16 protein-coding genes are annotated in these 24,354 nt (G+C 58.6%); 11 read left to right on the top strand and 5 right to left on the bottom strand.

From position 1 onward, the window contains the following. The first annotated feature begins 19 nt into the window (after positions 1–19). Both VIL80_RS05550 and VIL80_RS05545 read left to right on the top strand, forming a co-directional pair. Positions 20–1,966 carry a M2 family metallopeptidase gene (locus tag VIL80_RS05550; protein WP_332035154.1) on the top strand — a complete coding sequence of 649 codons (1,947 nt, stop codon included), beginning with the start codon at positions 20–22 and terminating at the stop codon, positions 1,964–1,966. 245 nt (positions 1,967–2,211) lie between these two features. Continuing rightward, positions 2,212–2,682, top strand: a complete 471-nt coding sequence (locus tag VIL80_RS05545) for a Dps family protein (RefSeq protein WP_332035153.1) — start codon at positions 2,212–2,214, stop codon at positions 2,680–2,682. An 80-nt stretch (positions 2,683–2,762) separates the two neighbouring features. Here VIL80_RS05545 and VIL80_RS05540 read toward each other — a convergent pair whose 3' ends face one another. After that, positions 2,763–3,677, bottom strand: coding sequence for a LysR family transcriptional regulator (locus VIL80_RS05540; protein ID WP_332035152.1), 915 nt, complete (start codon positions 3,675–3,677; stop codon positions 2,763–2,765). 201 nt (positions 3,678–3,878) lie between these two features. On the opposite strand from VIL80_RS05540, the gene VIL80_RS05535 reads away from it, so the two are divergent. Continuing rightward, positions 3,879–5,852: an acetoacetate--CoA ligase gene (locus VIL80_RS05535; protein ID WP_332035151.1), complete on the top strand. Its 1,974-nt coding sequence runs from the start codon at positions 3,879–3,881 to the stop codon at positions 5,850–5,852. 25 nt (positions 5,853–5,877) lie between these two features. Here VIL80_RS05535 and VIL80_RS05530 read toward each other — a convergent pair whose 3' ends face one another. Further along, positions 5,878–6,021: a DUF3149 domain-containing protein gene (locus VIL80_RS05530; protein ID WP_318953706.1), complete on the bottom strand. Its 144-nt coding sequence runs from the start codon at positions 6,019–6,021 to the stop codon at positions 5,878–5,880. Between the two features lie 275 nt (positions 6,022–6,296). Between VIL80_RS05530 and VIL80_RS05525 the strand changes: the two genes are divergently transcribed. The 4 genes from VIL80_RS05525 (at position 6,297) to VIL80_RS05510 (ending at position 13,414) form a co-directional block, all read left to right on the top strand. Continuing rightward, positions 6,297–6,683, top strand: coding sequence for a hypothetical protein (locus VIL80_RS05525; RefSeq protein ID WP_332035150.1), 387 nt, complete (start codon positions 6,297–6,299; stop codon positions 6,681–6,683). 74 nt (positions 6,684–6,757) lie between these two features. Further along, complete coding sequence (locus tag VIL80_RS05520; protein WP_332035149.1) at positions 6,758–8,653, top strand: autotransporter assembly complex protein TamA; 1,896 nt, start codon at positions 6,758–6,760, stop codon at positions 8,651–8,653. A gap of 152 nt (positions 8,654–8,805) precedes the next feature. Then, entirely contained in the window at positions 8,806–12,690 is a 3,885-nt protein-coding gene (locus VIL80_RS05515; RefSeq protein ID WP_332035148.1) for a translocation/assembly module TamB domain-containing protein, read from the top strand. Positions 12,691–12,748: 58 nt separating this feature from the next. Continuing rightward, positions 12,749–13,414, top strand: coding sequence for a nucleotidyltransferase family protein (locus tag VIL80_RS05510; RefSeq protein WP_332035147.1), 666 nt, complete (start codon positions 12,749–12,751; stop codon positions 13,412–13,414). Here the strand turns inward: VIL80_RS05510 and VIL80_RS05505 are convergent. Then, a complete protein-coding gene (locus VIL80_RS05505; protein ID WP_332035146.1) occupies positions 13,305–14,177 on the bottom strand; it encodes a M90 family metallopeptidase in 873 nt (290 codons plus the stop codon). The two genes, VIL80_RS05510 and VIL80_RS05505, sit on opposite strands and share 110 nt — an antisense overlap. Before the next feature lie 166 nt (positions 14,178–14,343). Between VIL80_RS05505 and VIL80_RS05500 the strand changes: the two genes are divergently transcribed. From VIL80_RS05500 to VIL80_RS05485, 4 genes are all read left to right on the top strand, one after another. Beyond that, a complete protein-coding gene (locus VIL80_RS05500) occupies positions 14,344–15,966 on the top strand; it encodes a metallophosphoesterase family protein (protein ID WP_332035145.1) in 1,623 nt (540 codons plus the stop codon). A gap of 2 nt (positions 15,967–15,968) precedes the next feature. Next, positions 15,969–17,339, top strand: coding sequence for an SLC13 family permease (locus VIL80_RS05495; RefSeq protein WP_332035144.1), 1,371 nt, complete (start codon positions 15,969–15,971; stop codon positions 17,337–17,339). A 184-nt stretch (positions 17,340–17,523) separates the two neighbouring features. Then, complete coding sequence (locus tag VIL80_RS05490) at positions 17,524–19,698, top strand: prolyl oligopeptidase family serine peptidase (RefSeq protein ID WP_332035143.1); 2,175 nt, start codon at positions 17,524–17,526, stop codon at positions 19,696–19,698. Between the two features lie 195 nt (positions 19,699–19,893). After that, positions 19,894–20,790: a MaoC/PaaZ C-terminal domain-containing protein gene (locus tag VIL80_RS05485; protein ID WP_332035142.1), complete on the top strand. Its 897-nt coding sequence runs from the start codon at positions 19,894–19,896 to the stop codon at positions 20,788–20,790. Between the two features lie 152 nt (positions 20,791–20,942). Here VIL80_RS05485 and VIL80_RS05480 read toward each other — a convergent pair whose 3' ends face one another. Both VIL80_RS05480 and VIL80_RS05475 read right to left on the bottom strand, forming a co-directional pair. After that, a complete protein-coding gene (locus tag VIL80_RS05480; RefSeq protein WP_332035141.1) occupies positions 20,943–23,591 on the bottom strand; it encodes a TonB-dependent receptor in 2,649 nt (882 codons plus the stop codon). 255 nt (positions 23,592–23,846) lie between these two features. Next, a partial coding sequence (locus tag VIL80_RS05475) for a polysaccharide deacetylase family protein (protein ID WP_332035140.1) occupies positions 23,847–24,354 on the bottom strand: 508 nt, incomplete at its 5' end.

The following is a 24,354-nucleotide window of genomic DNA, read 5'->3' as shown; positions in this document are numbered from 1 at the left end:
AAAAGACCAGAGGATGCCGATGAAAAAGCTCGCGTTGGTAATTGCTGCTGCCACCCTGGCGGTAGCGGGATGTGATCGTGGAAGCGACAAACCGGAAGTGCTGGAAACGGAAGTCGCCACGACTGCCGATAATGCCTCTGCCGACGCAGCCGCCGCCCCGGCCCCCGCTGCGGCCGGCACCCAGTCTGCGTCGACCGGTACCTCCGGCGCCGATGCCAAGGCATTTCTCGACAGCGCCCAGGAGCGTCTTGAGAAAATGGCGGAGGAGGTCAGCCATGCCAGTTGGGTAGCTTCCACCTATATCAATATGGACTCCCAGTACACCGAGGCGCTGGCGGTTGAGCGCTATACCGCGCTTGCAGTGGAGCTGGCACAGGAGGCTGCGAAGTTTGACGGCGCCGACCTGGACCCGGAAACCCGCCGCATGCTTACCATGCTGAAGCAGGGGCTGGTATTTCCCGCGCCGAAAGATCCCAAGCTGACCGCGGAGCTAGCCCAGATCGGTTCAAAATTGCAGGGCATGTACGGCGCCGGCAAATACTGCCCCGACCAGAAGGCTGCTGAGCAGGAAGGGGAGGGCAGCGCTGAAACCGAGGGCAAGTGTTACACCCTGACCGAAATGGGCCAGATCATGGCCAACAGTCGCGACCCGAAACAGCTGAAGGACCTGTGGGTAGGCTGGCGCAAGGTAGCACCGCCGATGAAGCCGCTGTACGAGCGCCAGGTGGAGATCGGCAACGCCGGTGCCAACGAGCTCGGCTACGACAACCTCAGTGTGATGTGGCGCTCCAAATACGACATGCCGGCGGATACTTTCGCCGCGGATATGGACAATCAGTGGAACAAGGTGAAGCCGCTGTATGAGGCGCTTCACTGCCACGTGCGCGCAAAACTGAACGAGCACTATGGGGATGAAGTGGCCCCGGCTACCGGCAAGATCCCCGCGCACCTGCTGGGTAACATGTGGGCCCAGGAGTGGGGCAACATTTACGACATCGTCAAAGATGACGATATGCAGGCGCCTTACGACCTCACCCAGCTGGTGGTGGATTCCGGCATGAGTGAGAAGGATATGGTGAAGACGGGGGAGACGTTCTTTACCTCCCTGGGCTTCAAGCCGCTGCCGGAAACTTTCTGGGAGCGTTCGCAGTTTGTGCAGCCGCGGGATCGCGATGTAGTGTGCCACGCCAGTGCCTGGGATCTGGATGGCAAGGACGATATCCGCATCAAGATGTGCATCAACAAAACAGGCGAAGACCTGATCACCGTCCACCACGAGCTGGGGCACAACTTTTATCAGCGCATCTACAGCGACCAACCTTTCCTCTATAAAGAAGGCGCTAACGACGGCTTCCACGAAGCCGTGGGCGATACTATTGCGCTGTCCATCACGCCGAAATACCTGAAGCAAATCGGCCTGATGGACGAAATCCCCGGTGAGGACAAGGATCTCGGCTATCTGATGCAGCAGGCGCTGGACAAGATTGCCTTCCTGCCCTTTGGCCTGCTGGTGGACAAGTGGCGCTGGCAGGTTTTCAACGGTGAAGTGCAGCCGGGTGACTACAACAAGGCGTGGTGGAAACTGCGGGAAGAGTACCAGGGCATTCAGGCTCCAGTCGCGCGCAGTGAAGCCAACTTCGATCCGGGCGCCAAATACCATATTCCGGGCAATACCCCGTATGCGCGTTACTTCCTTGCGCGTATCCAGCAGTTCCAGTTCCACCGTGCACTGTGCGAAGCCGCAGGGGAAACCGGCCCGCTACACCGCTGTTCCATATTCAAAAATGAAGCTGCAGGTAAAAAACTGCGCAACATGCTGGCAATGGGCGCAAGCAAGCCGTGGCCGGATGCCATGGAGGCTCTCACCGGCCAGCGCGAACTCGACGCTTCTGCGATCGTGGATTACTTCCAGCCTCTGATGGTTTACCTGCAGGAGCAGAACAAAGATCGCGAATGCGGTTGGTAATCCACTGTTGGCGATTGGGTGTGGCTATTGACCGCATATTCATACTCAATCGCGCCGGGGGTTTGAAAAACGATTACTGACGTTAGTATTACGCACGACTTGATGTAAATCAGATGATGCCACTGATGCCAGTGACATCATCCGGTAATGTTTGTCGGGCTGGAAAACGACTGCTCCAAGCAGAGTATCTGCGGGCAGACCAGTTCCGCTAAAGGATTGAACCGAGCCAGAAAAAGAGGTTGCTGATGAGCAATATTGATATCGGAATTGGTGCAAAGGATCGTGAAAAAATCGCGGATGGGCTAAAGCGACTGCTGGCAGATTCCTACACCCTGTACCTGCAGACCCACTATTTCCACTGGAATGTTACCGGTCGTCTGTTTCGTGAATTGCATCTGATGTTCGAAGAGCAGTACACCGAATTGGCGACGGCGGTTGACGATATTGCCGAGCGTATCCGCACCCTGGATGTGGTGGCGCCGGGTACGTATAAGGCGTTTGCGGGACTCAGCTCCATCAAGGAGGTGGAAGATGTGCCGGCTGCGGAAGACATGGTGCGTATCCTTACCCAGGGCCACGAGCAGGTAGTGAAAACCTGTCGCGAGGTACTAAAAGCAGCTCAGGACGGCGATGATGAATCCACCTCGGCGCTGGTGTCCGACCGTATGCGCGTACACGAGAAAACCGCATGGATGCTTCGGGCTACTGCGCAGTAGGCAGAGCCCCTGCACCGAATCAAGAACCGGCCTCTGGCCGGTTTTTTTTAGTCGGTAAGCCGTTCATATTTGTCAGGTGTTTATTTGGATTTTTCCGCGGCTTGCGGGCTGCCGAGCGCCACGGATAAAAACGCCTGCGCCGGCGCAGACAGTGTGCCGGATTCGCGCACCAGAACCCCCACCTGGTGGGTGAGAGCCGGCTCGGTCAGCGGTTTGCAGATCAGCCCGTAGGATTGCATTTGCGCTTCACACAGGCTGGGCACGGCGCTCACTCCCAGCCCGGTCTGTACCAGCCTGCCGATGGTGCTGAGCTGGTTTGCCTCGCACAGCAGCCGGGGTTGTGCGCCTTCTTCCTTATTCTGGGAGAAGGCGATATCCGTCCAGCGGCGCACTGCCGATCCCCGGTTCATGGCAATAAACGGTTCGCGGGCGAGATCCTGCCAGCGCAGGGCCTTTCTGCGCTGTAGCCGGTGGCCGGCGGGCAGTACCGCGATAAAGCGGTCGTCGCCGATGGGGGTAAAACTCAGGTTGCCGAGATCGTCCGGGCGGAAACTGATACCCAGTTCCGCGCGCCCCTGCTGTACCGCATGTACCACCCGCTCCATCACAATATCTTCCAGCACGATATTGATATCGGGATGCCGTTGGTGAAATTCCCGCAAGAGTTCCGGCAACTGGTTCAGAGCGAAAGCGGGGATGGCGGCAATAGACAGCTGCCCCTGTTGCAGGCGAAAACGCTGCTGTACCGCGTCCAGGGTGTTGTCCCAGTTGTGTAGCAATTGTTGGGCGCGCTCGACAAAGGTGGCGCCCTCCGGGGTGAGAACCAGCTGGCGGGCGTCGCGGCTGAACAGGGGGCCACCGAGGGAATCTTCCAGGCTGCGGATGGCGATGGAGATGGCCGGCTGGGATACGTGTAGCTGGGCGCTGGCCTCGGCGAGGCTGCGCGTTCTGGCTACTGCCACAAAGGCACGCAACTGTTTGACGGTTGTACTCACTGGGCTCACCCTGGATTTTTACTTAAGAAAAATTTAATGAATGTTAACAAGTTTAAATTAGTCTTAAGTGTTAGACCAAGGCATGATTGTCTACATGGCGAGATGGCCAATAATGGTCAACCATTCAGACGGGCATGATTTCTTCAGTGAATCCCCACAGGCCCGATCGCTAAACCGACAATAAGAGAAGAGCCAGCCGAGATGAGCAACCCAGTGCAACCCCTGTGGCAACCCACGGATGCGGCCATCGCCGCCACCCAAATGGATCAGTTTCGCCGCCAGGTCAACGAACAGCACCAGCAGTCACTGCCGGATTATCACGCCCTGTACCAGTGGTCGGTGGAGAACCGTGAGCAGTTCTGGAACCAGCTGTGGGATTTCGGTGAGGTTGTCGCCAGTGTTCGCGGTTCGCAGATTCTGGGGCGTGACACCATGCCGGGTGCCGAGTGGTTTCCCGAGGCGCGACTGAATTTCGCCGAAAACCTGCTGCGCTTCCGCGATGACAAGCCGGCGCTGGTCGAGCGGCTGGAAAATGGCCGTCGCCGCGAGCTGAGCTATGGCCAGCTGTTTGAAAATGTGGAGCGACTCGCTGCTGCGCTGGCAGCTGCCGGTGTGGCCAAGGGCGACCGGGTTGCCGGCTTTATGCCGAATATCATCGACACCGCGGTGGCCATGCTCGCCACTACCAGTCTCGGCGCCATCTGGACATCCTGTTCCCCGGATTTCGGTATCAACGGTGTGCTGGACCGCTTCGGCCAGGTTGAACCGAAAATCCTGTTTGCCTGCGAAGGGTATTTCTACAACGGCAAAGTCATCGACTCGTTGCCGCGCCTCCAGCAGATCGTCGAGCAGATCGACTCGATCCAAAAGCTGGTAGTGGTGCCCGTAGCCCGCTCCGCACAACAGACCGCAGAGAGTATCGCCGGGCTGGATCGCGCGATTGAGCTCGACGAGTTTGTCGCTAAGGCGCCGGCGCGCCCACTCACCTTTGCGCAAACCGAATTCAACCATCCCCTGTACATCATGTACTCCTCCGGAACGACCGGGGTTCCCAAGTGCATCGTGCACGGGGTGGGCGGTACGTTGCTGCAACACATCAAAGAGCACCGCCTGCACACGGATATTTCCCGCGACGACACCCTGTTCTATTTCACCACCTGTGGCTGGATGATGTGGAACTGGCTGGTGAGCGGTCTCGCCTGTGGTGCCACGCTGGTACTGTACGACGGTTCGCCGTTTTACCCGGCAGCCCAGAGTTTGTGGGATATGGCGGACGAGGAAGGCATCAGCGTATTTGGCACCAGTGCCAAATACATCGCCGCGCTGGAAAAGGCGGATTGCAAGCCGCGGGAGAGCCACAAACTCGAGCGTCTGCGTGCAGTGTTGTCCACGGGTTCACCGCTTGCTCATGAGGGCTTCCGCTATGTGTACCGGGATATCAAGTCCGACGTTTGCCTGAGTTCCATCTCCGGCGGTACCGACATCATCTCCTGTTTCGCCCTGGGCAACCCCACCCTGCCGGTATACCCGGGGGAACTGCAGTGCCGTGGCCTCGGTATGGCGGTACAGGTGTGGAGCGACGACGGCAAGCCAGTGCTGGAAGAGAAGGGCGAACTGGTGTGCGCCAGCTCTTTCCCCTGTATGCCGATCGGTTTCTGGAACGATGCCGACGGCAGCAAGTACCACGGTGCCTACTTTGACAGCTGGCCTGGTGTCTGGGCCCATGGCGACTACGCAGAAATCACCGAACACGGCGGTGTGATCATTTACGGCCGTTCCGACGCCGTGCTGAACCCCGGCGGTGTGCGTATTGGTACCGCGGAAATTTATCGCCAGGTGGAAAAGGTGGAAGAGGTGCTGGACAGCATCTGTATCGGCCAGGACTGGGGCGACGATGTGCGCGTGGTGCTGTTTGTGGTGTTGCGACAGGGGCTGACGCTGGACGACGAATTGACCCAGAAGATCCGCGCCACCATCCGCGCCAATACCACCCCGCGCCATGTGCCCGCCAAGGTGATCCAGGTAGCGGATATTCCCCGTACCATCAGCGGCAAGATTGTCGAGCTTGCGGTGCGCAATGTGGTACACGGCAAGCCGGTGAAAAATCAGGAGGCACTGGCGAATCCTGAGGCGCTGAAGCTGTATGAGAATCTGGCAGAACTGACGGAGGGGTAACCTCCGTCATTGAGCGAGCGAACGGCTATTTGGCCTGCTGCTCCAGCTCCTTGTTCATTTTGTTCAGGGCCATGCGGGTAAAGTACCCGGCCATGACACATACGAACCCGATAATGCCCAGGCTCAACAGGCCAGAAAAGCTGGTGAAAAGATCGATCATTGCGTCCATGACGGCCTCCTGAGTTGAAAATAATCACTTGTTTTTACATGTCCCCAGTGTAGAGTGGCGCCCGCTGGCGCCCTTGACCCAAATCAAGCCGGTGGTAGATTTTGTGGTCCCGGCTCATCCTTCAGGTAGAGCCGAACGTCTACCGGTGTAGACTCCGTAGCCTTTCCCTGAGCGGTTTCCCTGCCATCGGCGCTATGCCGCGCCAGCCAATCTGCGCTACCCTGTTGGTAGCAAAAAACAGTGCCCGTAAACCAATAACGTCACGGAAGATAAGCATGATTACATACCTGTATTGGGCCGCCGTTATCGCTCTTGTCATTTTGAGCCTGTTTGCCGGCAGTCGGTTGGGCAGCCTCAGTAAAGGTGCCATCGTCGCCGCCATCATTTTTCTTGTTGGTTGGCTCGCTTATTACTTTCACTTCGAACAGGTGTTCGTTAAACGCTTTGGTGGTGTCATGCGTATCAGCGTGCCGGAGGGGCAGCGGCACCTGGGATCCACCTGGAAAGACGATAACCTGTGGGTGGAGAACTACGATCCGCGCACCAACGAGTGCATTTTCAGCGAATACTCCAAGGGCAATCTGCTGGAAGGCCGGGTCATCATCAAAAACTGCAATCCGCTGATGGAGCGCGCGGGTAGCCCGGTAGCGCCGGGGCGCTGAGGCTACTGGCGGATCGGTGAGGGAGGTCGCGCCTGTGCACAATAACCATTGCGCGGGTGTAAAGACCGGTAAAGTTGTCAAAACGTTGGCAACTTTCTTTCTCCAATAGCGTCGCAGTGGTGATGATTGGCAAGTGGGTTGTAGAGTTGCGCGATTTCCAGTTCGCTCGAAGAGCGGTATTCCCTTCGATATTTACCGCGATCCTGTTGGCGGCGATGTTATTGCTGCTACCACAGGACGGCTTCGCGCTGCCTTTTTTTGACAATCTTCCCAAATTCAAAATTCGCGTGGCCGAAGATCGCACGTTGCAGGACTGGTTGCGTGAGCAGCTGAACGAACAGCGCAAAACGAGCAGTGTTCTCAAATCTTATGAAGATCCAGTGGATGTGGCGCGCTACGAGCGCGGCACCCTGGAGAAATTACTGCGCTCCCGCGGCTACTACGATGGGCGTGTGCGCCAGTCGGTGACCGATGGCGAGATCCTTTATCGGGTGGTACCGGGGGAGCAGTTCCGCATCAAATCCATCAATGTGCGCATGCCGGCACACCTGAAAGCGGGTTTTCCCGGGGTGGGGTTACAGGAAGGCGATCCGCTGGAAGCGGAAAAGGTCACCGCCGGCGTAAAAAAGATAGAGACCTATCTCGCGGAAAACGCGTGCCTGCTCAATGTGGATGTGAAATACCAGGCGACCGTCATTCACAGTGAGCACGCGGCGCGTCTGGAATACCGGGTGGCGAAGAGCCCCGAAGTTCATATCGGGCAGGTGCACGTGCAAGGGGTGGAAACGGTAAACGAGGAGTTCCTGCGCAAGCGCCTGCAAATGAAGCCGGGAGACTGCTTTAGTCGCAACAAGCTGGATACCGCAAAACTGCGCTTGCTGCGCACCAACCTGATTGCCGGTGTGAACGCTGAGGTATCCGAACCCGTTGAGGGGACCGTCGACATTACCTTTCTGGTGATCGAGCGCAAACATCGCACCGTGCGCCTCGGTGTGGGTTACACCTCCGATGAGGGACCAGGTGTCTCCGCGGGTTGGGAGCACCGCAATATTCTCGGGCGCGGTGAAAAAATCGAGGTGGAAACCCGGGTCAATGAGGTGAAACAGTCCTTAAAGGGCGAGCTACTGGTACCGCGCTTTTTCCGCGATGACCAGGACTTTACCGCCAAGGCCGAAGCTTCCAATGAAGACCGCGATTCCTACCAGTCTGAGGCCATTACCTTTGGCGGTACTCTTTCCCGTCGCCATACGAGAAATCGCACGTTCAGTGTCGGTGGCGAGCTGAAGTTCAGTGATGTGCAGGAAGAGGGGCAGGAAAGCGAAAGCTACAACCTGCTGGCGTTTCCATTGGGCATCAAGATCGACACCACCGACAACCTGCTGGACGCCCATCGCGGCGCCACCGTGGCGATGGAGGTCAAACCCTATTTTGACCTCAAGGGCACCGGCACCCGCTTTGTAAAAAATACCCTGGTGGCCACCGGCTACCTCACCGCCGAGGAGACCCGTTTTGATCCGACCCTGGCGGTGCGCATCAAGGCCGGTGTGATCAGCGGCATCGACAACCTGGATATTCCCGCGGACGAACGCTTCTACGCCGGTGGCGGCGGCTCTGTGCGCGGCTACAGCTACCAGGCCCTGGGACCGCGGCGGCTGATACCTTCCACCGTCCCCGGTGAACCGCCGACACTTTCCGACCCTATCGGCGGGCGGGCGCTCAGCGAAGTGTCGTTCGAGGGCCGTTTCCGCTTTACCGAGACCTGGGGCGGCGTGCTGTTTCTGGATGGCGGTAATGCCTATGCGGATCCGCAACCGAGTTTTGATGATCTCTACTGGGGCGCGGGCCTGGGTGTGCGCTACATGACTTCTTTCGCACCGCTGCGCTTTGATATCGCCTTTCCGCTGGACCGCCGCGACGATCTGGATGACAGCAGCTACCAGATTTACGTGAGCCTGGGGCAGGCATTCTGATGATGTCCGAGCAGTCCACGCCCACCCCGCACGAGCCCGGACCTGGCAACCGGCGCCGAAGCCGGTACTGGCCACGCCTTACTTTGATCGCCGTTGTTCTGCTGTTGCCATTGTTAGGGGCGATTTTCCTGGTGGGCACGGAGAACGGTAGGGTGGCGTTGACCAACGGTGGTCTCGCCATCGCCCGCCACTATCTGCCGGATCTTGCCATCGACGCTGAGGGCATCGGCAGCCCGCAACTGGGGCGCTGGTACTTCGAACTGTTACAGGTGCGCTACAAGGACCAGCCCATGGTGGAGGGGCGCAAGCTTACCTTGCACCTTGATATGCAGCGCCTGCGGCAATACCAGATTCATATTCCCGAGTTGAGCGCGCAGACCTTTCTGTTCGACAACACGCTGCTGGGGGAATACCTGCAAGCTCACATCAGCGAAGACGACGTGCAAGAGGTGGTGGAAGAGGCGCGAGCCCCCTCGATCCCGGCCATCTGGCTCGAGCGCCTGGCGGTGCAGCAGCTCACGGTCATCGACAAGGGCCTGAAGGACTTCCCTGTGGTGGCGGTCAACGGTGAGGGCAGTTACCACTGGCCCGGGCGTGAATCCGCGTTGACCCTGGATGTTGCCGAAGTCTCAGTGAGTGAGTCCGGCAATGGGACGGGGCATCAGCTGCACCTGCAGCTCAAGGGTCAGATGCAGAGCGATACGGTGTATGCACTCACCCTGTCTGCCAGTGAGATGGCGGGGGGCTTCCTGCCGCGTATGTTGCTGCTGCCGGAGGGGGAGAACCTCGATGCGGACGGCAAGTTCCTGCTGGAGCTTGTCGGTGATAATCATCTGAAAGTCACCGCCGAGCGCTTTTCTCTGCCGTTGGTGGAGCACCGCTTCGGATTGAGTGGGCACAGCGATGTGGTGCTGGCGCCCTGGTCCGTGACTACCGACGACCTGACGCTTACGGTGGACGACACCCGCCACAGCATTCGCGGTCGCATCGACGGCGAGGCGATGGACCTCAAGGTGCTGCTGAATCGCCTGCCGGTCGCCATTTCCCAGCCGTGGCAGGACTTTGTTCAGGGCGGGTGGCTGAGCGCCGACCTCGCGGTGAAAGGCCCGCTGGCGTTACCCAATGCGGACGGCAGCCTGGAGCTCAAGACCTCTTATCAAAAGCAGCCGTTGCACCTTACCAGTGAAGTGGAAACCATCGGCGACAAGATCTACCTCCGCACGGCGCGCCTGCGGCTGGCGAAGGCGCAACTGGATGCCAGCGGCAGCGTGGACATTGGCAGTGAGTCCATCGATCTGAAAGGGCAGATTGCGCAACTGCCGTTTATGGAAATCCGCCGGATTCTCGCGTCTCTCGAGGAAACCCGCGAACTGGAGATTCCCCCGGAACTGGATGGCACCATCGAGCGCTTGCAGGTGACCGCCGTCGGCCCTTGGAACAACCCGCGCCTTGGGGTAAAGCTCGCAGGTGATGTGCAGTATCAGGAGCTGGAGACGCGCTTGCAGGGCAGGGCCGAGGGCAACCTGAATAAATTTGTCGTGAGTGATCTGCTGCTGGAGGGTGAAGGGCTCAGGGTAGGCGGCAGCGGCGAGGTGAATGTCGAGCGCAAGGCGCTGCAGTTCCAGCTGGATGTGGCCGCGCGCGGGTTGAGACCCGCCGAACAGTTCGGGCTGCCGGTGGACGAGGGCACCGAGGTCAGTATGGATGCGGTGGTGTCGGTCAGCGGCCCCTGGGATAACCCGAAAATGTCGGCGCGCCTGTCATCTGATGGCGAGTACCGCGAGTACCGCTATCGCCTGCGCGGTGGCGCCGCCGGCAATGCCGAGTCCATCACCTTCGATCACTTGCGCCTGGATCTTTTCACCGGTGCTGCGGCGGCAGCCGTCGCCAGTGCTGGTGTGGGTTCGCCGCAAACTCCAGAGCAGTCACTGCTGCCAGACGAAAAGCCCGAGACCACCCCGGAAAATCCTCTGGCGCAATCACCGGAGCGTGTAGTCGGCACTGCGGCGCTGGCGGCCGAGTCCGAGCAGGCGCGCCAGCGCGGCAATGCCTGGCTCGAGCTGAACGGCGTGGTGGAACCCAAGGCCCAACGCGCCAACGGCAGTGTGGCCGGGCGCAATATTCCACTGCGGCTTGCGCGCCTTGCGGGGGTGAACCTGCCGCCGTCCCTGCGCGGCGAGCTCAGTATCGACGGCCAGTTTACAGGGCCCTTCAGTGATCCCGAGGCCACCGCCAATATCCTGGGGCTGGGGGAGTATCGCGGCGAGCCCTGGCAGGCGCAGGGGGACGTGAGTTACGGCAAGGCACAGGTGCAGTTGTCGGACGTGAAGTTGCTGTGGGCTGGCCGCAACCAGCTGACCGCCGACGGCAGCCTGAGTGCGGATTCACTGGACCTCGAACTGCGCGCCCAGGCGGTGCTGGCGGATTTTGAGGAGTGGCTGAGCGCCGATATCAGTGACAGCGGCGAGCTGAACCTGTGGGCCACCGCTCGCGGTACCCCGCAAGATCCGGACCTTGCTGGTGAACTGCGCATCAGTGGCCGCGCGCCCACTTTGCGCGATGACGCCCTGGTGCAGTCGCCCCTGACCCTGGCGCTGGAATGGCAGACGCGGGATGGCGACCTGGAAATGAACCTGGATGCCAGCCACGGCAGCCGCACCGCTGCGGATGCCCAGGCTACCCTCGCCATCGCCCCGATCCTCGAACAGCTGTTTCGCGAGAAGCCCGCGGGCGAATCGCCACCACTGCCCATCGACCTGGAAGCCAATGGCACCGCCGATCTGGCGGCACTGGGTGCCTTCTTCGACCCGGAAATTCACACCATGCGTGGCCGGCTGGACTTCAACCTGGTGGCGGATGGCACCACTGCGGCACCCAACGCCCGCGGCAAGATCAACCTGCAGGGGGGCTCCTACGAGCACCGCCCCAGCAATACACGCCTGACCAATATCGTTTTCGTTGCCGATCTAACTCCGGAAGCCTGGCGGGTGGTGGAGGCCGGCGCGCGCGATGGCGACCGCGGGCGCGTGGATCTCGCCGGTGAAGTGACCTTCAACGCGCCAGAGCCGCCCTCACTGGATTTTTCAGTGACCGCACGCAATGCGCATCTGCTCAATATGCCAGGCGCCAAGGGTGCCTTCTCCGGTGAGTTGCGCCTTACCGGCAACACCGAAGATGCCCTGCTGGCAGGCTCCCTGAACCTGCGGCCGCTGGCAGTGCAGGTGGAGCACTTTATTGGCAGCAGCGTGCCGGAAATCGATGTGATCGAAGTGCAGGTAGACGGTGGCGAGCAGGAGGAGATTTCCCCGCTCATGGGCAATATCGCCCTGGCGCTGGAAATCGTGCTGGACCAGCAATCCTACGTGCGCGGCCTCGGGCTCGATTCCAATCTCAAGGGCAAGGTGGAGATCGCCGGTACTGCCGCCGATCCACAGGCGTCCGGTACCCTCACCATCGTGCGCGGCAAGTTCGACCTGTTGGGCAAGAAGTTCGAACTGCAGGAGGGGCAGGTGCAGTTCCAGAACAATGTCGCGGTCATCTATGTGAAGGGGGTGCATACCTATCCGGAAGGGGAGATCACTGCGGAGATTTCCGGCACCACCGACAACCCGAAAATCGAGTTCAGTTCCAGCCCGGATGCGGCCCAGGACGAGATCTTTGCACAGCTGCTGTTTGGCAAGTCCCTGACGGATATCTCGCCGCTGCAGGCGGTGCGCCTGGTCACCGTGGTACGCACTCTGCAGACCGGTGGCACCGGATTCGACCCGCTTGCCAGTACCCGTGATCTGGTAGGGCTCGATACCCTGGATTTCGAATCGGAAGCCACGGACGAAGGGGACCAGTACTCCCTGAGCCTCGGCAAGTACATCACCAGCCGTATCTACCTCGAACTGCAGCGCAGCACCGACCCGCTGAACCCCTGGCGGGCGGAAATGCAGATCGAATTACGCAAAAATTTGCGCCTGGATATCAAGTCCGCAGACAACGAGGAAAGTGGCGGCGGAAGTGTGGAACTGCAGTGGAAGAAGGATTACTGACCGTCTATAAAAAATGAACGTTAAAAATACGTGATAAAAAACGATGGGAGAAAACGAAATGGAATATTCGATTGTCGTCCTGGCCGCCGGTTACTCCCATCGATTCGGTGGTGATAAGCGCCTCGCCAGCATTCAGGGTGAACCCATGTTGCTGCGCACCCTGCAGACCGCCCTGGCGGCAGCCTCCATCCTTGAAAATACCCGGGTGCAAGTGGTTATTCGCGCCCGCGACCCGGTGATCGCCAACGGCCTCAGCAAAATGCCGGTACAGGTTCTCCATGCGCCGGTGTGGCCCGTGGGTATCGGCGCCAGTCTCGCGTCCTGTGTCGAACAGATCCAGCGACAGGGGGCAAATCCCAAGGCCGTGCTGGTGTGCCTCGGGGATATGCCCTTCGTCGAGCCGGAAACCATGGTGACACTGCTGCAAGCGGTCCGGGAAGACCGCATCTGTGTGCCGGTGTGTGCCGGAACCCGCGGCTATCCCATCGCCATCGGCCGCCGCTATCTCACCGCGCTTTCACGCCTCCGTCGCACCGGCGTGGAAAAGGTGCTGCGTATCTACAGTGATGCGGTGTACGACGTGGAAGTTCCAGACCCGGCGATCAACTGTGATATCAATCGCCCGGACGACTTCCATGCAGCAGTGCGGCAGGATCTGTTTGGTAAAATTTTTGCATCTCGCGATACAGCGCAGGGTGAGTCGCAGCCATCGCCGTTGGAATAACGAAGTAAGCCTCGGTTGCCACCGCAAAAAACTCCGCCGGGGACTGGGCGCCGTAGGTGTCCAGGACCGACGGTGGGGTATCTATGCCCCCACTATCTGAAGTAATTTCCCCGCGCAGCGCGTGAATCCGCTGGCGCAACTCCTCGAAGGCTTCCCGCATCACCGGTGCCCAGGTTTTGCCGTCGGCACTTTTTGCAAACGGCGGCCGCCCGTCAACATAGCCATCCTCTTCGTCGAGCTTGTGGGCAAACTCGTGAATCGCCACGTTGTGCCCCCGTTCGGGGTGCGCAAGTCCCTGCTGCAAGTCATGCCACGACAACACCACCGGCCCGCGGTAATGCGCCTCGCCGGCGCGGGCACTCGTGTGAGTGGAGCGAATGTGGCCATCGTAGTGGGTTTCCTCTGCCACATAGGCACCGGGGTAAACCAGTACCGTGCGCAGATCGGGATAGCAGTTGTTGTCCCGTTCGAGTAGCAACAGGCACGCATGGGCAGCAATCACCACCTGCATCTCTTCCGTGATAATGAGGCCGTCGCAGCCGACAAATTCCTTGTCTCGCAAAAACAGGCTGATATTGCGCTTCAGTTCTTCCTGCCTTGCTTTCGGGAGGTACGGGAACAGCGCGAGCCGGTTCGCCAGGATTGTTATCTGCTGGCGGCTCAGCGGACGCGAGCGCAGGTAGCGCCGGCGTGTGCGCTGCCACATCATAGGCACCACCCAGATCAGGATGGCGAACAGAATAATCGCGAAGAAAGTTCCCAAACCTCAGTCTCCAAAACCAAGTCCCTGCAAAGATCACTTACCCGGCAGTTTATCCCAGTTGGCGCTTGTGTTGACCTCTGGTGATATTCTGCGACCATGTGGCGCGCCTGTATTAAACAGGGCGAAAAACACAACAAAAATGTAATACAGGCAGGAATGTCAGGGTATGGATGCGACAACTTCAGGTTTTATGCTGGTGCCGCACGGTTATTGTGAGCAGGGCAGGTTACAGCTTTGGATCGGGGCGCACCGCGAGCTGTTGCCCGAGCGGATGTGGTTGCGTTGCACACCGCAGGATGCAGGGCCGGTGCCAGCTCACGAGTCCAGCAACGGGGATATCCCGGTGGAGCTGGAGCGCGCGGTGCCATCCCTGCGCTACACCTTGCTGCATTTACCTGTTATAGCCGGCCGCCGTTACCATCTTTCCCTGTGGGGCGAGGAAAAAATCGGGGAAGCGGCAAAACTCGCCGACGCCGAGTGTCGCGCCCGCCCGGACAATCTCGCAGACGGTTTCAATGTCTGGTATGGCTCCTGTTTTTACGGCAAGGAGGACGGGGGGGCGCTGGGAGCAGCGTTCGACGCGCTCCCGCCAAATTGCCGACCGGATGTATCGTTTCTGGGGGGCGACCAGGTGTACCTGGATACCGCTGTCGCCACCTCAGGTTGGGGGTTCCGGCCGATTCCAGGGCTCAGCCTGTTCAAGTCCCAGCGTCTCGCCCGTATGAGTGATAGCGCCTGTAAGGCGGAGTTGAACAGGATTTTTTCCGAGGAGTATCGCAACAACTGGGGCGAAGGACTGTATCGGGTACTGCGCTCTGGTAATCACCATTTCCTCGCCGGCGATCACGAATTCTGGAACGACTACCCGAATGCTCCGGGTTTTTTCGGCGGGCTAAAGCAAAAAAATCTGCAGCAGACCTGGCGTGAGTGCGCACAGGCGATGTTTGACGCTTATCAGCTGCCCGCGGGCAACGCCTCGGGTCAGTTTGCTATTGGTGATGAGCTGGAATTTTTCTATCTCGACACCTGTCTGCAACGGCAGCCGGGGTACGACACCGAGTTTACTGATGCCGTCACCCTTGCACGGGTGTGTACCTGGCTGCGGGAGTTAACATGTCCCGGAGTACTGGTATTGCCCGCGCCGCTATTGACCAACTGGCACCTGCGCCAGGGCAAGAGCTTCAAGGACAATCTCAAGGGAACAATTTCCGCACTGGCAGTGAAGATGGGGTTTGGCGATCACTCGCTGGCGGACACCAGTCAATACGAGCCTCTGGTGCAGGCACTGAACGATTGCCCACAGGATATTCTGATTCTGGCAGGGGATGTGCACTATAGTCGCCTCGCCCAGATGGAACTGAACGGGAAGCAGGTGGTTGAGGTGGTATCCACCGCACTCTCCTGCCTGCCGAGCGCGGGTAGCAAGCCGGAAAAGAAACCTGTAATTTTTCCTGATCGACCCATCGCAGGGATTCGCACAGCGGTGGATTTCCTGAGAGTGGGAAACGCGCGCAAAAAATTCGTCGGCCATATCTCCGATAACAATTTCGCCACGCTGAATTTTTCCCGTGTAAAAGACGGAATCAACGTGCACGTTCGCTGCTGGAGCGTAAATCAGCGGGATGACGATGGTATACCCAAGCATGACTGGGAACCGGAGGATTTCCTGCTGCGACGGCGCACCCCAGCTTCAAATATGACTGCTTCCCCGGGCCGCGAACCGGTTGCAGAACCGATTGGCGAGCTGCCGCGTGAAGTTAAGGAACTCGTTGCAGAAACCCAGGATTGATCATGTCCAAAACCCTGTTTGTGCTCCTTGGCCCCGCAGTTGCGGCGGGCGGATATTTTCTGCTGACCTCGCTCGGTATGTCCTACCTGCCGGCAGTTACTGCGGCGATCACCCTGCTGACGGTGGTGTGGTGGATCACCGAGGCGCTGCCGATTCCTGCGACCTCTATTGTGCCGTTCGTGCTGCTGCCGTTGTTCGGGGTGGGGGATCACAAGCTGGTGGCATCGTCACTGGGTAGCCATGTGATCCTGTTGCTGATGGGTGCGTTCATGCTGTCCAAGGCGCTGGAAAAAAGTGGTGCCCACGAGCGGCTGGCACTCTATATGCTGAAATTGGTGGGTATCTCCAGCGGACGCCAGCTGGTGTTGGGTTTCATGCTGGCCTCGGGGCTGCTCAGTATGTGGATCTCCAATACCGCTACCACCCTGATGATGCTGCCCATTGCGCTGGCGATCCTCTCCCGCGCGGACAATCATCGCCTCAGTGTGGCGCTGATTCTGGGCATTGCCTATGCCGCCAGCCTCGGCGGTGTCGGCAGCCCGCTGGGCACGCCGCCAAATGTGATTTTTATGGGGATATATGAAGAGGTTACCGGGCGCGAGTTCAGTTTCCTCAGCTGGATGAAAATCGGTTTGCCGGTGGTGCTGATCACGCTGCCTCTGATGGCCATATGGCTTACCCGTGGAATCCGCCTGCACAAATCCCTGGAATCCCCAGCCGTCGGCGACTGGCGACCGGAAGAAGTGCGGACCCTGCTGGTGTTCGCGCTGGCGATCGTGTTCTGGGTTACGCGCAGCGAGCCGTTTGGTGGCTGGAGCGGATTGCTGGGGGTGGAAGGCGCGGGGGACAGTACCGTAGCGCTTGGCGCGGTGGTGTTGATGTTTTTGATTCCCAATGGCAAGGGCGGTCGCCTGTTGGACTGGCCCACTGCGGAAAGCATTCCCTGGGGCATGTTGTTGCTGTTTGCCGGCGGTATTGCCATCGCCAAGGGCTTTGAAATTTCCGGTCTCAGCGACCTGATGGGGCAGGGGCTCACCTTCCTCACCACGATGCCGCTGTGGCTGATGCTGCTCTTGCTATGCCTTTCCGTCACTTACCTTACCGAAATCACCAGCAATACGGCCACCGCCACGCTGCTGATGCCGATTCTTGCGGTGGTCGCCACCAGTGCGGGGCTTGATCCCATGGTACTGATGATTCCCGCAGCCATGTGTGCGAGCTGCGCGTTTATGCTGCCGGTGGCCACTGCCCCCAATGCCATCGCCTACGGCACCGGCAAGTTGCGGATACAGGAAATGGTGCGCGAGGGCGCGGTACTGAGCCTGCTCGCCTCCCTGGTGATTGCCGGGGTGTGCGGGGTGATGCTGGCGTAGTCGATTGATTGGTGCTCCTGAAGTTTGGCAGGTAATTATCTTTTGGTTTTTTGTGCCTCCCGATAAATCTATGGTAACTGCCCGCTTTCTGGCATTTCCTTGATCTGGGCGCCGGAATTGGGTTTCCTATCGGTTTTGCAAAATCCATTCAATACAGTGGGAACAACCCGGAGGAACCCGAATAATGAAAAAACTTTCCGCACTGGCAGTGGCCGGCGTACTGGCCGCCTGCTCGGGAGAATCCCCGGAGGCAACCAAGTCCATGAGTGAAACCGCAGTGGCGGCTCCCGCGGTGCAAATGGCGGCGTTGACGTACCCGCAGACCCGCAAGGGCGATATTAGCGACATTTATTTCGGCACCCAGATTGCCGACCCTTACCGCTGGCTGGAAGACGATCGCAGCGCGGAGACCGAAGCCTGGGTGAAATCCCAGAACAAGGTCACCTTCGATTATCTGGAGCAAATTCCTTACCGCGACACCCTGAAGCAGCGCCTGGAAGCCCTGTGGAACTATGAAAAAGTGGGTTCGCCATTCAAGGAAGGCGATTACACCTACTTCTACCGCAACGACGGCCTGCAGAACCAGTACGTGGTGTGGCGCAAGAAGGGCGACGGTGAAGCAGAGGTATTCCTGGACCCCAACACCTTCAGTGAAGACGGCACCACCTCACTCGCCACCCTGAAGTTTTCCAAAGACGGCTCCATCGCCGCCTACGCGGTTTCCGAAGGTGGCAGCGACTGGCGCAAGATCTACATCATCAATGCCGAGACCAAAGAGGTTCTCGAGCAACCGCTGGTGGATGTGAAGTTCTCCGGTATTTCCTGGAAAGGGAACGAAGGTTTCTACTACTCCAGTTACGACAAACCGGAAGGCAGCGAACTCTCTGCCAAAACTGACCAGCACAAGCTTTACTACCACAAGCTGGGCCAGGCTCAGTCTGAAGATGTGCTGGTATTCGGCGGCACCGAAGCGCAGAAGCGCCGCTATGTTTCCGGTACCGTGACCGAAGACGACCACTACCTGATGATTTCCGGAGCCACCTCCACCTCTGGTAATGACCTGTTTATTGTCGATCTCACCAAGGCTGATGCACCGCTGGTGCCGGTGGTAACCGATTTTGATTCCGATACTTACGTGATCGACAATCAGGGCAGCAAGCTGTTCCTGGTGACCGACCGCGACGCGCCCAACAAAAAAATCGTGACCGTAGATGCGACCAATCCCGCACCGGAAAACTGGCAAGACTTCATTGCTGAAACCGAGCATGTGCTGACGGCCTCCACCGGCGGTGGTTACTTCTTTGCCGAGTACATGGTGGACGCACTCTCCAAGGTTTATCAGTACGACTACAGCGGCAAGCAGGTGCGTGAAATCGCATTGCCGGGACCGGGCAGTGTGAGCTCTCCGGACGGCAAGCGCGAAGACAAAACACTGTATTACACCTTCACCAACTACAAGACCCCATCCACCATTTTCGCGTTTGACGTGGAAGAGGGTGTGTCCAGCGTGTACCGCGAGTCCGGTGCAAAATTTGACCCGGCGGGTTATGAATCCAAGCAGGTGTTCTACACCTCCAAAGACGGCACCAAGGTGCCGATGCTGATCACCTACAAAAAAGGCCTCAAGCTCGACGGCAAGAATCCGACCATCCTGTACGGCTACGGCGGTTTCAATATCAGCCTGACCCCGTCCTTCAGCATCCCCAATGCGGTGTGGCTGGAACTGGGCGGTGTGTACGCGGTGCCGAACCTGCGCGGGGGCGGTGAGTACGGCAAGCGTTGGCACGATGCCGGCACCAAACTGCAGAAGCAGAATGTGTTCGATGACTTTATTGCCGCCGGTGAATACCTGGTGGAGCAGGGCTACACCTCCAGCGATTACCTCGCGATTCGCGGTGGTTCCAACGGTGGCCTGCTGGTGGGTGCGGTCATGACCCAGCGCCCGGACCTGGTAAAAGTGGCGCTGCCCGCGGTAGGCGTGATGGACATGCTGCGCTATCACACCTTCACCGCTGGTGCCGGCTGGGCCTACGACTACGGCACTGCCGAGCAGAGCGAGGAAATGTTCGAGTACCTGAAGGGCTACTCCCCGGTGCACAACGTGAAAGCCGGTGTGAATTATCCGGCGACCCTGGTCACCACTGCGGATCACGATGATCGCGTAGTACCGGCGCACTCGTTCAAGTTTGCCGCCGAGTTGCAGTCCAAGCAGGCAGGTCACGCGCCGACCCTGATCCGCATCGAAACCAATGCGGGCCACGGTGCCGGCACCCCGGTGTCCAAGTCCATTGAGCAGTATGCGGATATCTTTGGATTCACCCTGTACAACATGGGTGTGACCGAGTTGCCCCAGAGCTGATTGCGGGCTTTATCCGTTTTCGCATTTTTCTACGCAAAACCCGGCCATCGCCGGGTTTTGTCATTAATGCGGCATGATCGAGCGGCAGAATGGCGTCGGAGTAGGCTACCTGCCCGTTCCCATTCGAATTATCATGCGGAGCCCGTTGTTAAGATGCACAGGATTGCCACTGCGCCCCGCGCAGCAAATACACACATGCCGTTACAGTTTGATCTCAGTACCCGCCCGGCCATATTGCCACTGTATTTCCGCGCCCTGACTGCCCGCAAGCCCGGTAGCTTCAGTGGTGATGAGGAGCAGGTTCTCGCCAGCGTCACTCTGCACAACCAGCCAATTGACCGCGCTTTGCTGCGGGCTTACCGCGAGGTCTGCGGCTTTGCTCCCGGCCAGTACCTGCCGGCGACCTATCCCTTTGTTCTGGCTATGCCGCTGCAGCTGAAACTGCTGGTGAGTGAGGCGTTTCCCTTCCCGGTATTGGGGGTGGTCCATACCGGCAATCGCATCACACAGCACCGCCCGCTGCGGGATGATGACGTGATGGAAATCCGCTGCGACCTGTGCCCACCGGTGGCGGTAAAGCGGGGGTATGAATTTGAACTTATTACCAGCGTACGTGTGGCCGGTGATTTGGTGTGGGAGTGTGTGAGCACTCTGCTGAGCCGGGCGCAGCATCAGCAGAGACCAAAGTCGCGCGGCGCTTCTGCGGGGCAGGCCGGCGGCGTACCGGATCTCAGCGAGGCCACCAGCACCACCTGGTGGGTAGCGGCCGATACCGGTCGTCGCTATGCGAGTATTTCCGGCGACCGCAACCCCATCCACCTGTGCGCACCGACGGCAAAATTGTTCGGGTTTCCCCGTGCCATCGCCCACGGTATGTGGACCAAGGCGCGCTGCCTGGCAGCACTGGAAACCGAGACCTTTGCTGGAGCCCTGCCGGACAGATTTACGCTGGACGTTGCATTTATCAAACCGGTTTTTCTTCCCACAGAGGTGTGTTTCCAGTCGCAGCAAGGCGACCACACCACCGTATTTTCGGTCACAAGTGTCGGCGGAAAGCGGGCACACCTGACTGGTTCGCTTGTGCACGACTGATTGTCAGGAGTAGTGGGGGGCGAAACGCCAACACCGGGTAGGCCAGTTCTGGCAAAAAAAAGCCGGCACAAAAGTGCCGGCAAGGAAAACAACGAGAGGACTACCCACGGGCCTAACAAGAGATCAGCCCGTAGCCTCAGCAACGGATGCCCTTAAAATTTGTAGTTGGCCCCCAGGAAGAAACGGCGGCCATTCTCCCATTCGCTCGCTTGCAGGGTGGGGCCACCATCCAGCGCGAAGACATCGTTCACCGTCTCGTTGGTGAGGTTCAGGGCTTCGGCGCGCAGGCTCAGCTTGTCGTTAACGTAGTAGCTGAACTGGGCATCCAGCGAAGTCTGCTCATCTCGGTACAGGCTGCCGACGGCCGTCTTCGCACGGAAGAATTCCGAACGGTAGTTGTACGCGAGACGCGCGCTGAACAGTTCGTTTTCATAGAAACCACTGATGTTGAACATATTCTCGCTATTGCCCGGAAGGGTAACCGGGCCACTCTGTGTTTCCGCGTCGCTGACATCGGTATAGGTGTAGTTACCCACCAGACCAAAGCCGTTATCGAAGCTGTATTGCAGCTGGGTTTCCACACCGTTCAGGTCAACACTGGGGCCGTTTTGTGGCCGGCGCATGGAGTCAATCTGCAGTACACCGTCAGGGCTGATAACCTGCTCTGAGCGGATCTCATCGAAAACATAGTCGTCAATCTGCTTGGTAAACAGAGTCACCGCGGCCATGGCACCTTCGGCGAAATACCACTCCGCTCCAAGGTCGTATTGTGTCGCACGGTAGGGTTCCAATTCCGGGTTACCGCCAGAGCCGGAACTTGATTCCGGGGTCAGCGATACCGAAGACGTCAGCTGGCTTGGACTTGGGCGGGCAATCACCTTGGCTGCGGCGAAACGCAATACCACGTCGTCGCTGGCATCCCACGCCAGGTTCAGGCTGGGCAGAACGTCGGAGTACTTCGCTTTCACTTCATCGTACGCATACTCGCCCTGCGCACTAGAGAAGCTCCAGGCACCGGAGGTGGTATCTGTAGTCACATAGCGCACGCCCAGATTGCCGCGCAGGCCAGTCGTATCATCGGCAAAATCCGCCTTCACGTAGAGCGCATCCACTTTTTCGTTGATATCGAAGATAGAGGGATACCAGGTGGTGTCGCGGTTCGAACAGATTTCAGTACTGCCGGCGGCGCAATCGGGCAGTGCATCGAAGTACGCATTAAGCTTGCTGCGATCAGGATCGAAGTAAGCCGCCGGACCGAAGCCGGTTTCACCGTGCAAACCACTTACTACAGCGCCGCTCCAGAAATCCGCGGCAGTTCCGAAATATGCATCGTTACCGTTCGCTCCCAAGTTGGAAGCGTAGGTGCGGACCCGGTCCTGACCGGTGTCCCGATCGCGGGTCTTGTAACCCACCTTGATCAGGTTGATCGGGCCCACCTCCACATCGAACTCCGCATCGATCTGCGCATAGGCCTCCTCATCGGTCATGGTGATCTGCGACTCGAAGTAACCGTTCAACACCAGCTCATCGGTAGGATTGGTAATCCAATCGCTGTTTTCGAAGCTGGCGCTGGGGCGACCATTGTTGGTATAGGTCCAGTTGACCCGATCATCGTTCGCCTGATTGAACCACTCATAGAACCAGTCGTTAGCATTGCCCTCTGAGGTGGTGCGGCCTATCTGCCCGTGCAGGCGAACGAAGCCCAAATCGTAGTTGGCTTCCAGATCCAGTACGTCCGTATCCATACTGGAGCCATCGCGATAAATCACATCGTAAGCGACGTGACCGCCGGCAAGTGCCCCATCGATATCGGAAGACGTCACCACACTGCCGTTAGTCTGGGTATTGGTGCCACCGTCGCGCACCGCATTGCGGGACAACGGCAGGAAATTCTGGTTCATGTTGGACGCGCCCAGCTCGGAAGCCAGGTAGTGCAGGGTCGCGTCGAACTGCTCGTTCGGCGCATACTGCAGGTTGAGGTCAATACCGCGGCGCTCGCGCTGCTGCTGGAATAGCGCAGATCCCAGGCCCCAGGGTACGTAGACCTCTTCACCGGTATCCTGCGCATTCGTGGGTACATAGTTACTAAGTACTTCGGCACCATGGCGCTCCACGGAGCGGTCCTGGAATACCACCGCACCCAATACGCCAAATGTTCCCGCCTCGTTTTTCCACGAAGCGAATGCAGAACCGGAAGGGTCCCAGACATCCGGCAACTCACTGTACTGGCTTTCCAGGCTCACCGATGCGGTGCCGGAATCCAGGTCTAGTGGCTTACGGGTACGCAGAATAACGGTTCCGCCTACGGAGCCTTCGTCAATATCCGCCTGTGGTGTCTTGTACACCTCGGCACTGGCGATCAGATCCGAGGGCAGCATGGCGTAGTTGAAACCGCGCGATAGCGCGCTCAACACCTTCCACTGTGAAGTGGCAACAGTCTGGCCATTCAGCAGGGTCATGTTCAGGGAGGAGTCGGTACCGCGAATGGAGACGTTCTCGCCTTCACCGAAATCGCGGTCAATGGATACCCCGGGCACACGTTGCAGCGCTTCGGCCACGTTTTTATCCGGAAACTTGCCGATATCCTCGGCAGTAATCGCATCCACCACCGAATCGGCGTTGCGTTTCATATCGATATTCTGTTCCAGGCTGGCTCGAATCCCGGTAACAACGACTTCTTCCAGGCTTTCGCTAGTGCCTTGTGCCAGCGCCCCGGTGGAAACAATAGCCAGGGCGCTCAATGAGCCCAGGCGAATAAGAGAACGGTTAGCCGATTGTATGGCCTGAGGAAGCTTGAGCATCCTTATCCCTCGCGCGTTTGTTATGGAGTTATTTACGACAGAAAGACAGCGCTATCGCGGGGAATAAAATATTTTGCAAATTTTGTGCAGTCAAGAATTATTTATGCCTAGGTTGGGAAAGTGAATATTATTCCTCTGGTTTGGCGTGAAAATCATTACATGTGGTGCGGCAGAAGGGACGTCGCCGCTTGGTCTGAATTAATCACAAAAAAAAGGGCTGCGGATGCAGCCCTTTTTTTTGCGCTGAGGTAGTACTCAGGTGGTCAGTATCGACGGCTTTTTGGGCTCCATCAGTTCGGAGAGCGTGGCAAATTCATATCCCTCCGCCTTCAGCCGCTCACTGATGATTGGCAGCGCCTGGAGAATGTGTTCGCGCTGATTGTACAGCGGATGCAGGATCACCACCGCACCGGGGAAGGCATTTTCGGCCAAAAGGTCGGCGATTTCCTGTGGGTCGTCCGGCTCTGTCAGATTGTCGCCGGGGAAATTCCAGTAGCCGGTGTCGGCCAGGTCCGGTCCGAGCTTTTCAGGTAGTCGGGTAAATGACGGGATGAGAACACTGGGATTGCGTTCGCCCAGATTGCGCAAAATCCGCTTGGCGCCATCAATTTCCCGGCGCGCATGGGCGGAGGCGATTTCCCGGTGTTTTTTACATTTGCCGCGTTTCTGCCCGCTCATCTTGTCACTCTTTCGGGCCAGCGGTTCTGGGAAAAAGGTGGCTTTGATATCCAGTCGCTCTAGCTCATTTAACAAGGCTTCGTTA

It is taken from the genome of Microbulbifer sp., from assembly GCF_036563125.1.
Lineage (GTDB): Bacteria > Pseudomonadota > Gammaproteobacteria > Pseudomonadales > Cellvibrionaceae > Microbulbifer.
This window is presented reverse-complemented; position numbering and strand designations above follow the sequence as displayed.

What these genes read in the sequence shown, in the direction of transcription:
- VIL80_RS05550 (WP_332035154.1), top strand. Translation starts at nt 20, where the DNA reads ATGAAAAAGCTCGCGTTGGTAATTGCTGCTGCCACCCTGGCGGTAGCG.
- VIL80_RS05545 (WP_332035153.1), top strand. Translation starts at nt 2,212, where the DNA reads ATGAGCAATATTGATATCGGAATTGGTGCAAAGGATCGTGAAAAAATC.
- VIL80_RS05535 (WP_332035151.1), top strand. Translation starts at nt 3,879, where the DNA reads ATGAGCAACCCAGTGCAACCCCTGTGGCAACCCACGGATGCGGCCATC.
- VIL80_RS05530 (WP_318953706.1), bottom strand. Translation starts at nt 6,021, where the DNA reads ATGGACGCAATGATCGATCTTTTCACCAGCTTTTCTGGCCTGTTGAGC.
- VIL80_RS05525 (WP_332035150.1), top strand. Translation starts at nt 6,297, where the DNA reads ATGATTACATACCTGTATTGGGCCGCCGTTATCGCTCTTGTCATTTTG.
- VIL80_RS05510 (WP_332035147.1), top strand. Translation starts at nt 12,749, where the DNA reads ATGGAATATTCGATTGTCGTCCTGGCCGCCGGTTACTCCCATCGATTC.
- VIL80_RS05500 (WP_332035145.1), top strand. Translation starts at nt 14,344, where the DNA reads ATGGATGCGACAACTTCAGGTTTTATGCTGGTGCCGCACGGTTATTGT.
- VIL80_RS05495 (WP_332035144.1), top strand. Translation starts at nt 15,969, where the DNA reads ATGTCCAAAACCCTGTTTGTGCTCCTTGGCCCCGCAGTTGCGGCGGGC.
- VIL80_RS05490 (WP_332035143.1), top strand. Translation starts at nt 17,524, where the DNA reads ATGAAAAAACTTTCCGCACTGGCAGTGGCCGGCGTACTGGCCGCCTGC.
- VIL80_RS05485 (WP_332035142.1), top strand. Translation starts at nt 19,894, where the DNA reads ATGCCGTTACAGTTTGATCTCAGTACCCGCCCGGCCATATTGCCACTG.
- VIL80_RS05480 (WP_332035141.1), bottom strand. Translation starts at nt 23,591, where the DNA reads ATGCTCAAGCTTCCTCAGGCCATACAATCGGCTAACCGTTCTCTTATT.